Source organism: Leuconostoc sp. C5 (assembly GCF_056530425.1).
Genome location: NZ_CP134351.1, coordinates 970,628 through 982,827, shown reverse-complemented (window position 1 = coordinate 982,827; position 12,200 = coordinate 970,628). Strand labels below are relative to the sequence as shown.

Below are 12,200 nucleotides of genomic sequence, written 5' to 3'. Positions count from 1 at the left end.
AAAGGATTATACAATTGTCTCGTCCTCAAAAATCATTCACAAAATTTTTTTATCGTTCTTTCAAAAGTGAACATCGTATTTAATTCTTAAGCCAGTTATTCATTTTCTAAATGAAAGTGCTTAGCAACATAAAAATATAAATTATGTTAAACTCACATATAGTAAGGTATGTTCAAAAATGAGCCTAATTTGAGGAAATAAAAAAATGAAAATATTTGTTATTGGTGCTAATGGTCGTGTTGGTCAAGAGTTAATCAAGCACCTGATTAATCAACATCACGAAATTATAGCTGGATCACGAAACCCCGAAAGGACAATGAAACACAAAAATATCACTGCGATCAATTTTGATTTACATGATGATATTGAAACCTTATCTCAAAAAGTTGAAGACATTGACGCAATTTATTTTGTAGCCGGATCGCGCAATAAAGACTTGTTACAAACAGATGCTTTTGGTGCAGTCAAGTCAATGAATATAGCTGAATCGAATGGTGTTTCTAGATATATCATGCTGAGCTCAGCATATTCACTTGAACCTAATAAATGGCATAATCCAGCAATGGCTGATTTGATGAATTATAATATCGCTAAATTTTTTGCGGATAATTATCTTGTGAAACAAACGAAACTTAATTATACGATTTTACAAGCAACTGCACTCGTAGACATACCAGGAACCAATAAAATTAGCTTGAATGATAAGGCGCTAACGAAGAATTCAATTCAAAATGTTGGCGCAACATTAGCGGACATTTTGAATCACAATTCAACAATAAATCAAGTTATAAAAATGAGTGATGGTGATACACCTATATTTGAAGCTTTAGAAAGCATCTAATAAGTCATGAAGTCTTTGATATAAGTGGATGCCCAACATAAAAATGTAATATGCCCAATACAAAAAAAGCTCATCCATCCGGACGAGCTTTTTTACTTGTATCAATTAATGCCTCAACGGCTAATACAAAGGACGAATTAATAGAAACACCGAGTTATAGATCAGTCAATCTTAATATTAGTACTTGATTGTTCAGTTGCTTGCTTAGGCAATTCAACGCGCAATTCGCCATTTGCGAATTTTGCTGTAATCTTGCTTGAGTCCACCCCTGGCAAATAGTAAGCACGGGACACAGATCCGTAGGTCCGTTCACTCTGCAAAATATTACCGTCATGATCAGTGTGATCCTTGAATTCATCACGTTTAGCACTAATCAAAAGTTGGTCATTCTTGTAATCAATGTTGATGTCGTCTTTGTTTACCCCAGCTAATTCTGCAGTAACGGTGAAACGATCATCTTTCTCAATCACATCAGTCTTGATCGACTTTGGTAGTAAACGTTGATCGGACCAAGGATGCATAGCCTGATTCATAAAATCAAAAATATCATCAGAACTAAAACGTTGCATTAAATTGTTTGACATATTTACACCTCCATCAAATTTTTTATGTCTACAACTATGTTATAGTATCGTCTATAAATTTTGTCAAATGATACATACTAGTTAGCATTATAGATTGGATTGGTGGTGGCAAGGTATAAACAAAATGCATTTAAACATCAAAAAGTATCTTGTTAGAAACTGTACTTATTGTCATTACTGTCTTTAATATATTTTGAAGTTAGTCCCTCTGATTCCAAATACTCACGGAATGGGACGAGTTCCTGCGCTTCGTATTTTTCTTTATAAGCATTAACAGTTTCTGCACTATACAAACTTTTATCTAACTTCAATGTTTCAACAGGGATTGGACGATCCTTAGTGATTTTTGCATCAATCACCACGACACGGCCTTTACCATAATAGCTAAGCGCTTCCTGAACGACGCGATCAATATCTTCAATGCGACTTACTGTCAATCCAATCGCCCCTTGGGCTTCGGCTATTTTGGCATAATCAACATCTGTAAAGTCAACGCCGAAGTTGTAGGTGTTAGTATCTTCGTACTTATTTTTGATGAAGCCATATTCCGTATTGGTAAATACAACATTGATGACTGGTAAGTTGTAGCGAACATTTGTCACAACATCTGGATATGTCATTGAAAAGGCACCATCACCTATCAAATTCCAAACTTGACGATCTGGATAAGTGTTCTTGGCACCAATACCTCCCGGTAGACCAATACCCATTGACGCAAATAATGGTGACGTGCGCCACATATTTTTAGGTGTCATGTGCAAATGACGAACTGATAGCTGTGTTACGTTACCAACATCAATTGAGAAAATAGCGTTATCTGCTGCATGCTCATTAATTGCATTATAAACTTGGTAAGCTTGTAGATCGCCCTCGGTCTTTTTTTCAAGTTTGGTCATATAATCGCGCCAGTTCTGTATATTTTTAATGTTAGCCTGCCACCAAGGTGATTCTGAAACCGAGGAAACCTTGGCAAGTATTTCATCAATTGCTTCACCAGCATCACCGAGGATGGCAACATCATTTTGATGGCGTTTACCTAGCATTGCAGGATTGTTATCAATTTGGATAAACTTGTCAACGTTACGGAATGTCCCTTCAACTTCTGAAAATGGGAAGTTTGTTCCAACAAATAATACAGTGTCAGCTTCGAGAACAGCTTCGTTGGCTGGCTTCCACCCTACTCGGAAATTTGAACCTGCAAAGGCCTCAAAGTCCCAGTCAAAAGTTTCAAAGTTTTTACCGGTCGTGATAATGGGCGCCTTTATTTTGCGAGATAATGCTTGTACAGCTGAGCCATGACCCATGGTACCCACACCAGCATAAATAACTGGTTGTTTTGCTTGGTTTAATAGTTCAACAGCAGCATCAATATCAGCATTATCGACAGGTGCTGATTTGTATTCTTTATACTTTGGGCCTGATGAATACAGTGGTGTTGAATAAATCGAATTGGCATCAATTTGTGAAAATCCAAAATCTGCAGGTATTTCAAGAACAGCCACACCACGCTTGGCAATCGCCGTACGGATTGCATCATCAACCAAATGAGGCAATTGTTCGGCAGTAGCTACGCGACGATTGTAAACAGCGATACTTTCATACATTGGATTTTGATTTAATTCTTGGAAGGAATCCATGTTTAATTCACGAACTGGCTTTGACCCCAAAATTGCTAATACAGGCGTATTATCCATAGCTGCATCATATAAGCCATTAATCAAATGAGTAGCCCCTGGACCACCTGATCCAACAGCGACGCCTAATTTTCCACCGAATTTCCATTGCATCACGGCAGCCATTGCAGCAACTTCTTCATGTTTAACTTGCAAAAACTTAATATTATTTTCAGGATGTCCCATAGCATCCATCAACCCGCTTAATGTTCCGGAAGGAATACCATATATAGTATGAACACCCCATCCTTCCATGACCTTCAAAGCTGCTAACCCAGCTGATATTTTTTTATCTGACATTCTAACCTGGCCTCCTAAAAACAAAAACGTTGTAAGCGCTTTCATTATGATAACTAAATTGTATATCAACTAGGATAGAATATCAAATTAGTGAAGTAGCTAACAGTAATACTCGGATTTGAAGGAGCAAACATTATTCAATTAATTATTGTAATCACCCTATCTACCGAGGCTGAAGTGTTTATAAGACGAATAGTATAGAGCATACTGAATCTAAAAACAACTTTAGATGATAATTAATTCACGAATAAATTAGTTGGTGTTAACCGTCAGGCCAGTAGCCTGATGAATCATTGTCGCTAACTCTGGTATTTGAGATCGATATTCATCATTTAAACGAGCAATCTGCTGTGAATGAGTCGCATGTCCAATCCGATAATATTCAAAGAACACATTAACTTTTTTAGCATATCGCTGATTAACCAATCGTACTTCATAAATAGTATTAGGTTGTTTAGTGAATAAAGAATTAATCTCTGTGATAATATTTTCAATTGGATTCATTTTTTCTTACCACTGTTCTAATGTCTTCAAAGGCTATGAATTGGTGGTCAATATAGACACCTAATTCGGAAAAACCATTTATTAAACCAGTCACATTAGGGATCAGATTTCCTTCGTTATCTTTAATATTTTGTTGAACGGTTACGGCATGATAATTAGCAGAAGCGTGTCGTAAAATATCTTGCGCATCATTTAGTGATATTGCGGGTAATTTCTTAGTTATTGCATTTCGTTGAATGCCCTCTTTGGTTAAAGAAGAAGTGTGGTCGGACAGAAAGTAGCCGTTCCATTTAATTTTTCCTCGTTCTCGGTAATCGTTTTGGAAGTAGCGATTGATTATCGTAGTGAAATCATCATTGTCAGTCATAACTGTTGCCTCCGTTGTGTCCGCCAACTAAACTAGCTCGGTTAATGGCTGTTCCACCGACTTCTTTAGACATAGCCCGCATCAAAGCTGTAGTACCAAAACGTTGACGAATTTCGTCGACAACTTGATCAATTTTGTTTGTTTTAAGGATGTGTTCAGGTTGTTCAAAAAGATTAAGCTGTACTCCAGTATCATCAACTAGTCCACCGTAATCAATCCCGATGTGTCTAATAATCTCGCCTCGCCAGTGCTTTCTGAAGAGGTTGATCATAACAGCCATTAATGCATTGGTATCGTTAGTGGGACTAATACGACATTGTTTTCTAAAGCCATGTGATTCTTGTTTCTCACTTTCAGAAAAAGAATAACCAATAAACAAGCTAACTAAGCACGTTTGCTTTTGGTGGGCACGAATTCTTGTGGCAACTTGATCCGCCATTTCTCGAATCACGATTTCAATCTCAGCTTGTTGGCTGTAATCACGTGGTAAAACTTGAGAATTACTATATGATTTATTTTTGGGCCTGATTGTTTCAGTCAGATCAGATCGGTCAATACCCCAAGACAAAGCTAACAACTGTTCACCCATTAATCCCAGTTTCGAACGAAATAGATATGGATCTTGGTGAGATAAGTCATACATTGAGTGAATACCCATCAAATTTAGCTTACGCGCAGTTCGCGAGCCAATACTCCAAACATCAGTTAGTTTAGTAATTGGCCATAGCTTCCGTGGCACATCTTCATAATGCCAGATTCCTGTCAGATTCTTAGCATGTTTGGCTTCAATATCAAGCGCTAATTTGGCCAAGACTGGTGAATCACCAATACCAACAGTTAAATAGATACCTGTTTCTGCCCGAACTTGCTTTTGTATTTTAAAAGCAACTTCCTCCGGTGTTTTTCCAAAAAGACGCCAAGAATAGGTCATATCAAGAATTGATTCGTCGATGGAATATGGCAATAAGTGCGCATCATCAGTGTATTGTCGATATATGTTGTTAATGCGCAAGTTCTCTTGAATATAAAGATTCATTCTTGGATGAGCAATCACTAAGTCCGGACAAACAGGAATATCACGTTGTCGGGTAACATTAGTGATACCCAGTATTTTCTTGGCCATTGGTGAAGATGCCAAGACTAAGCCGCCGTTGGTATTTTCTTGTTCTGACATCACAACAAGTAATGCTTTTAATGGATTGTAGTTACGTTCCACACACTCAACACTGGCATAAAAGCTTTTAGAATCAATCATAAATATCACACGTCGTTCCTCTTGCGTGTAGTTGTATTCAATTTTCTGCTTGTTTACCATATGCTGTCTCCAAAACAAAAGCTGTATAATTCATTATACGAACAAACGTTCTGTTTGGCAAGAGGATAAATTGTATTTAATTTTTGAATGACGAAACGCACAACTAAAAGCTGTGCGTTTTTTGCATGTGGTGTTTTATTTTTTTAAATAGCTGACGCCAGTATTGTACAATATAGCCAGTTAACGTGGCAATCAAAAAAGTTCCAATACCCAGTGGTCCACCAAATATAATGGCAACTACAAAAAAGAACAAATCTTGAACAGACCTTGTCAGACGATAACTGGCCCATTTCTTTTTGTTGAACAATGGCGCAACCGCATCGTACGGGGAAACACCAAGATTTACACTTGTATATATGCCAATTCCTAATGAAAATAAAAACATACCAATGACAAATAAAAATATGTTTTCAAGATAAGAAAAGCTTCCAAACCAACGCCCAACTATAGGTTCAAACTTCGGTGTAAAATAAGCGATAATGTATCCTGGTAACGACATATTGATTAATGTTCCGATGCCAAACTGTGTTTGATCGAAAAACAAAATGCCAAGGAACAATAGCGCATTAAATGCAAGCTGATAGTTCCCTAAATTCCAATGGAAGGTATCTGATATACCAACATCTGCTGCTGTTGCTGGATCAATGCCCATGTTCGCCAAACGGAATAAAACAATCCCAAAGGCAATGATAATGGTGCCAACAATAGACAAACAAAGACGAAAAGAATACGATCTTAATTTTTTATTGAACAAATTCTTTTCCTCAACTTATTATTTATAAGTAAAGTTTAAATGGATGATAGTGAATTGTCAATTAATGATTTAAGTTCTGTATTGAGCGTATCTGTAATTTTTTCAGCACAACCCCTATTCCACTATTCTTTAAAAGAAGTTGAGTATAACGCGAAAAGTTAGGATTTTGAGATTAAATCGTTATTTGATATATAGGGTTTCCAATTCGGTATTTAATCAATCAGGACTTTATCTTTGCAATGACACGATAAGGCTTGATCATTATTAAGCCTCATGATTTTAACTCCAGTTGTATTTTCATACGAAGTTAGTTTTTTGTCAATATCAGCATCACGCGTTAACATTTATTTGAAGTGCGGGAAAATTGTAGTACTTGTTAAGTTCAAACCTGTTAAATCTGTATCATTAAATTGGTTGTCCTCTGGATAAAGATATTGCAAATATTCGATGGAAGGTCCCATTACAATTGATCCAGCACTTAGCCCAAAAATTGGAACCCCAGTCCTACTAATGTCTTTTAAAATATGGTCAGCACCACTTTTTTTCAAGAAATGTAGTAGATAAAATGGATAACCACCATTCAAGAATATCAAGTCATAGCCATATAGTTTTTTTGCACTTTCAAACTCCACATCAAGAAAATCAACCTGATCTAGTCTAAATTCTAATAAGTCATTTCTGATTTGTTGCATTTGTGGATGCTTCTCTTTTTCTTCTGGTCTAGAAGTAGATATAATACATGCTTTACTAGAATGTTCTATATTAAGCAATCCTAGTGCAGCACGTTTGATTTTATCTGTTGAGAACCCGTAAGCAGTCAATAGTAGTTTATTCATTGCGGTTTTACGCTTTCTAACCCATGATTATGTCATAAAAATAATATTAAGTGTAATTATAGCACCATTTCAGACGCTAAGAAGCCATCGAATGGGAGAAAGTATTCATTGTAACAACAAAAATGTAATTGTTCGTAAAATAAAAAATCCTGATAATCAGGATAAGACAACTAGGTTAACTTTTATGATTTGAAATTTAAAGATCTAAATTTTGTTACGAATAGTCGCAATTGTACTTTTCCAAATATGTGTTTTCGGATCAATCAGGTCGAAATGATTTGCTGATTCCATAATTACATAGGATACATCATCGCCTAAATTCTCAGCTTCAGAACCAAATTTTTTGGTCATTTTTGGATCAACGTCCGCGTCATCCAAGCCATGAACCATTATAATGGGAATGCCTAGGGGAAGAAGCTTATTGGGTGACACCGAGTTGATATCACTTGATCCTATAATGTTTGTGACTAAGTTTGGTCCCTCCTTAGTTTCAAAACGTTTTTTTGCGTCCTCTAAAATAGAAATACCTGCGAGTGAAACAACCAGTGTTGGTGCTATTTCGAGAGAAATCAATTTAGTATCGTTTTTTAAGCTTTGATTAAAAATAGTAGCAGTACTCCAAAGTGCGAGGTGACCTCCCGCTGAGTGCCCCATTAGGATAACACGCGAAATATCAATAGGATACCTTTCAGCTAGCTTTTTAACAAAGTTAATGCCGTTGATAACATCATTGTAGGTGCCTGGGAACCCACCGTCTAGCTCACCTAGACGTCTATATTCAATATTCCAAGTAACAAAATCTAATTGATTAAGATTGGTACAAATTGGATTTAGTTCTTCTAAGCCATATTGATTCAACCAAAAGCCACCATGTATTGTTACAACAATTGGTAATTTCTCCTTTTTGCTTTGTACGGGAATACAAAGATCGCCAAATTGTGATTGTGATCGACCATAATAATGTTTTGATTGATTAATTGTTTCGGACATTATGCTTTTTAAAACCTTTCAAAATATATGTATCATCAGTGTCTTTTAATTTTTGGTGTTTTCCAAGTAAATTACCAAACCATTCTTGAGTGCAAATACTCATATCTAACAATCTCTCATCAAAATGGATCTGGGTGGGCTTACGTGGAGAAAATCCAGTAAACCAACTGCCGTAATCCGTCATTTTTAACAGTCTGTTAACTTTCTTCCCATCTATTGCCAATATGTCTCATCGCCATAGTCCAGATGGGTTGAATCCTCTTGCCATTTTTGCATATCATGTTGAATATTAGAAATTTCTTCTTGTTCACGTTTAAAAGCATTTTGACCGGCAATAAAATGCAAAGGCGGATTGTCAGAGGCAGCGATTTTAATAAATGCCTTTGCAGCTAGTTCAGGAGAGCCAGTTTGTTCGCCAGATCTGGCATGTGAAGCTTCCTCAGATGTTCTTGCTGGCGTATTTTCATAATCGTTAATTGAATGTTTGGCAGAAAATTGTGATCTGCCTGCCCAATCAGTTCTAAAGGGACCAGGCTCGACATTTGTTACCTTAATACCGAAAGGTTCAACTTCTAATGATAGTGCCTTACCTAATCCCTCTAAGGCATGCTTGGTTGCATTGTAATAACCATAGGTGGGTAACGCTAGTAAACCACCTATTGATGTGACATTGATAATTAATCCTGATCTGTTTTTTCTCATAGCTGGTAACACTGCACGAATCATCGCACTAGCTCCCCAAAAATTTGCTTCAAACATTTGGCGGACTGCAGTTTCATCTGATTCTTCTATCGAACCTGAGTATCCGTAGCCAGCGTTATTAACCAGAACATCAATTTTTCCAAACTTATTGAGCGTTGACTGGACAGCATTGTTGATTTGTTCTTGGTCTGTGACATCCAATTGTACTTTAAGTAGCAAATCATCCTCATTCGTTTCTAAATCATCAAATACTTATAAATTTCTTGCGGTAGCGACGACTGGAATATTTTTTGCAATTAATTCTTCAATTAATTTACGCCCAAATCCAGTTGAACCACCAGTTACAAGCCAAACTTTTTCTTCATTTCTTGACATTTAGTTTCCTCCTATATGATAAGCATCCGCGCCGGAACTCCATCTGAAATCATATGATAACAAACAATTAGCGTTCATTTGTTTCATTTTACCACTTTATTTTAATTGAGCACGGTTAAGGACTCAAAACCCCGCGGTGTTGATATTCACGAAATAATTCTTGCGACAATCCCCTATTCTTAGTCTTCAAGTTTAAAAATCATGGTTAATAGGTCATAAGTGATAAAATATGACTAAATTACTTTTCAGATCCTTGTAGTAAAAGATTTATTCAAATGGCTCAAAGAAACGGAGATATAAGTTATGAAAATTGTACTTTTAGATGGTTATGATCTCAATCAAGATTTAAATTGGGAAACGTTAAAAAATTTGGGCGACTTTGAGTTTTATAGCCGTACATCAGTAGATAATGACACTGAAATTTTGCAGAGAATCGATGATGCGGAAGTTGTGATAACACATAAGACCCCACTAGATGATAGTGTAATCAGTCGTGCTTCACAGTTAAAATATATTGGCATTATGGGAACAGGTTATGACGTTGTTGATATTGATAGTGCAAACAACCACAACATTATTGTGACGAATGTGCCTACTTATGCTACGGATGCTGTCGCGCAATTTACCTTTTCATTATTACTAGAAATAACTGGTCAGGTTGGATTACATAACCAATTGGTCCATGATGGGAAATGGTCTAGTATCGATGATTTTACATTTTGGGATAAACCGCTATTTGAATTGAAAGGTAAAACATTAGGGCTCATTGGTTATGGTCGAATTGCTCAAAAAGTGGCAGAATTAGCCAATGCTTTTTCAATGAAAGTTATTTTTTATAATCATCGACCTAGTGTTGCAACCCAAAAATGGGTCAACCAAGTTTCTTTAGATGAGCTTTTCCAAAAAGCGGATATTATTAGTCTTCATGTTGTTCAAACACCAGAAACGATTAATTTAATTAACAAGACTACTATCTCAAAAATGAAAGATGGTGTGATTTTAATCAATACAGCCCGTGGAAAACTTATTAGTGAAAATGACATAGCCGAGGCACTAAATAATGAAAAAGTTTATGCCTTAGCTACAGATGTTGTCCAAAAAGAGCCAATTGAAAAAGACAATCCTTTATTAAAAGCTAAAAATTGCTTTATTACACCTCACATCGCTTGGGCACCATTAGAGACTCGTGAAAGATTATTACGCATAACCGTAGATAATTTAAATGCATATTTATCAGGAGAAGCCAAAAACGTTATTGGTTAAATGTGCTAAAAAAACAGTTGGAACTAACTTCTGGTTATTCACAGCCAGATCTTTAAAGTAGTAAGCCATAGCAATAATGCTCCGGATCGATTAATCCACATTAAAGAGTTCATGCTAATTCCTCTGCTAGCAAAATGAGAAATTAGCATATTCGAAAAATCCACTATAAAACTTAATATGCCATAACATAGTGCTAGATATACCATATCAACTTGAGTATGACCAAATTGCGGGAAAAAAGTTGTATAAAATAATAGTGCCTTAGGATTACTGATAGCAATGAGCACACCTCGTATGAATGTTGGTTTTCTGCTATCTTGATTAATCTGCTTACGAGTCCACATTTGGATGGCTAAGTACGTTAAATAGCCGGAACCAATTATTTTTAACACGACCAATGAGTAGGATGAAATTTTGAGTAAGCTACTTATAAATATTAAAGAGATGCCCATACCACAAAAATATCCTGCAGTGAGTCCTATAATCAATGGCATCATTGTTTTAATCTCATTAGTCATACTGTTTGTTGTTACATATATTACAGAAGGACCTGGGGAAATTATAATAACGGTACTAGCTAATATAAAGGTTATCCAATCATTTACTGTCATTCGTATTGATTGCCTCCCGTTCGCACTCGCTAAACGGTTTGTTTAGCAAGTGTATTCACTAGTCTTTCCCTACATCTACCCAGTCTAGGGGATGAGCATAGTTTTCAAGCTCATCTATTGATAATTCGATTGTACTATTTGTACTACCGCCTGCAGCAAAAACAGTTTCAAATCTCTTTAGAGATACGTCTAAGTATACTTTTACGTCTGATTTGATTGCAAATGGTGTTACCGCACCAGGGATGTGTCCAATTCTGTCCGCAACCTGATCAAAAGGAATCATTTTTGGTCGTGAATTGTACGTTGATTTGAATTTTCTATTATCTACTTTTTTGTCACCTGCAAGAACAATCAAAATTGGATTTTCTGCCACGATGAAGGTCATGGATTTGGCAATTTGTTTTATCTCACACTTCAACAACTCGGCAGCGTGTTCAACCGTATCACCAATGTTCTCGTGTTCTACGATTCGGTTCTCTAAATGATATTTTTTGAAAAATTGACGAACGTTTTCAACAGACATTTTTTGTACTCCTTGAATAATTGATATCTTTAGTATATACTGCCTGGTCGGTATGTAAAGCAACAAATTATTACATATATTTTTCAATATTCACGTGTTAAAATATCTTAATTAAAACAGGAATTTCAAGTCCTTTTATCTCGCATTCTGGCTAATATATAGTAAACATCATTTATCGTGAAACAGTTTGTTTTCAACTGTACGCATATGGCCGTAATAGTTATCTATCTTATTAGTGAGATAACTACGAGCAGTCACTAAATTATTAATTTTTTCGGTCATCTCATTAGCTGCTTCTACTAACATGGCTTTGCGGGCAGGTATTGTAGCATCATTGTCTTCATATATTAAATCGATGTACTGCTTCAATGCCTCAATACTCATACCAGCGTTTCTCATGATTTTTACAAATTTTAACTGATTTAAACTACGATCATTAAAATTTCTAATACCATTTTCTTGTCTAGGTACCGGACCAATAATACCAATACGCTCGTAATACCGAATTGTATCTGCTGATAGTTTAGTTATTTCAGCAACTTTTTTGATATTCATTAGCAAC

General features: G+C 36.0%; 14 protein-coding genes and 1 pseudogene. 2 read left to right on the top strand and 13 right to left on the bottom strand.

The window, feature by feature from the left end; translation table 11 throughout:
• Positions 1–205: 205 nt before the first annotated feature.
• Positions 206–841 carry an SDR family oxidoreductase gene (locus RHP56_RS04900; protein ID WP_025268091.1) on the top strand — a complete coding sequence of 212 codons (636 nt, stop codon included), beginning with the start codon at positions 206–208 and terminating at the stop codon, positions 839–841.
• A 161-nt stretch (positions 842–1,002) separates the two neighbouring features.
• Here RHP56_RS04900 and RHP56_RS04895 read toward each other — a convergent pair whose 3' ends face one another.
• The 10 genes and pseudogenes from RHP56_RS04895 to RHP56_RS04850 all read right to left on the bottom strand — a co-directional run bounded on the left by RHP56_RS04895 (position 1,003) and on the right by RHP56_RS04850 (position 9,241).
• On the bottom strand, positions 1,003–1,425 hold the full coding sequence (locus RHP56_RS04895; RefSeq protein ID WP_010285809.1) for an Hsp20/alpha crystallin family protein: 423 nt from the start codon (positions 1,423–1,425) through the stop codon (positions 1,003–1,005).
• 152 nt (positions 1,426–1,577) lie between these two features.
• A complete protein-coding gene (gene spxB / locus RHP56_RS04890; RefSeq protein ID WP_011679734.1) occupies positions 1,578–3,398 on the bottom strand; it encodes a pyruvate oxidase in 1,821 nt (606 codons plus the stop codon).
• Between the two features lie 252 nt (positions 3,399–3,650).
• Entirely contained in the window at positions 3,651–3,902 is a 252-nt protein-coding gene (locus tag RHP56_RS04885; protein ID WP_011679733.1) for a hypothetical protein, read from the bottom strand.
• Positions 3,889–4,269 (bottom strand): hypothetical protein, encoded by a 381-nt coding sequence (locus tag RHP56_RS04880; RefSeq protein WP_011679732.1) that lies wholly within the window; start codon positions 4,267–4,269, stop codon positions 3,889–3,891. The genes RHP56_RS04885 and RHP56_RS04880 overlap by 14 nt, the downstream gene beginning before the upstream one ends.
• Complete coding sequence (locus RHP56_RS04875) at positions 4,262–5,584, bottom strand: Y-family DNA polymerase (RefSeq protein ID WP_050884737.1); 1,323 nt, start codon at positions 5,582–5,584, stop codon at positions 4,262–4,264. The genes RHP56_RS04880 and RHP56_RS04875 overlap by 8 nt, the downstream gene beginning before the upstream one ends.
• 103 nt (positions 5,585–5,687) lie before the next feature.
• Positions 5,688–6,338, bottom strand: a complete 651-nt coding sequence (locus RHP56_RS04870; protein WP_050884738.1) for a YczE/YyaS/YitT family protein — start codon at positions 6,336–6,338, stop codon at positions 5,688–5,690.
• 344 nt (positions 6,339–6,682) lie between these two features.
• Positions 6,683–7,174 carry a Type 1 glutamine amidotransferase-like domain-containing protein gene (locus RHP56_RS04865; protein WP_257999845.1) on the bottom strand — a complete coding sequence of 164 codons (492 nt, stop codon included), beginning with the start codon at positions 7,172–7,174 and terminating at the stop codon, positions 6,683–6,685.
• 204 nt (positions 7,175–7,378) lie between these two features.
• On the bottom strand, positions 7,379–8,164 hold the full coding sequence (locus tag RHP56_RS04860; protein WP_281446903.1) for an alpha/beta hydrolase: 786 nt from the start codon (positions 8,162–8,164) through the stop codon (positions 7,379–7,381).
• Positions 8,148–8,387 carry a hypothetical protein gene (locus RHP56_RS04855; protein ID WP_102753286.1) on the bottom strand — a complete coding sequence of 80 codons (240 nt, stop codon included), beginning with the start codon at positions 8,385–8,387 and terminating at the stop codon, positions 8,148–8,150. The genes RHP56_RS04860 and RHP56_RS04855 overlap by 17 nt, the downstream gene beginning before the upstream one ends.
• A pseudogene (locus RHP56_RS04850) lies at positions 8,378–9,241 on the bottom strand (oxidoreductase). The gene RHP56_RS04855 and the pseudogene RHP56_RS04850 overlap by 10 nt, the downstream one beginning before the upstream one ends.
• A gap of 303 nt (positions 9,242–9,544) precedes the next feature.
• On the opposite strand from RHP56_RS04850, the gene RHP56_RS04845 reads away from it, so the two are divergent.
• Positions 9,545–10,504 carry a D-2-hydroxyacid dehydrogenase gene (locus RHP56_RS04845; protein ID WP_061514838.1) on the top strand — a complete coding sequence of 320 codons (960 nt, stop codon included), beginning with the start codon at positions 9,545–9,547 and terminating at the stop codon, positions 10,502–10,504.
• Between the two features lie 38 nt (positions 10,505–10,542).
• Here the strand turns inward: RHP56_RS04845 and RHP56_RS04840 are convergent, their stop codons facing one another.
• The 3 genes from RHP56_RS04840 to RHP56_RS04830 form a co-directional block, all read right to left on the bottom strand.
• Positions 10,543–11,115 carry a LysE family translocator gene (locus RHP56_RS04840; protein WP_102753288.1) on the bottom strand — a complete coding sequence of 191 codons (573 nt, stop codon included), beginning with the start codon at positions 11,113–11,115 and terminating at the stop codon, positions 10,543–10,545.
• 58 nt (positions 11,116–11,173) lie between these two features.
• Positions 11,174–11,638, bottom strand: a complete 465-nt coding sequence (locus RHP56_RS04835; protein ID WP_011679725.1) for a YbaK/EbsC family protein — start codon at positions 11,636–11,638, stop codon at positions 11,174–11,176.
• Between the two features lie 168 nt (positions 11,639–11,806).
• Complete coding sequence (locus RHP56_RS04830; protein WP_014324695.1) at positions 11,807–12,193, bottom strand: MerR family transcriptional regulator; 387 nt, start codon at positions 12,191–12,193, stop codon at positions 11,807–11,809.
• Between the last annotated feature and the right edge of the window lie 7 nt (positions 12,194–12,200).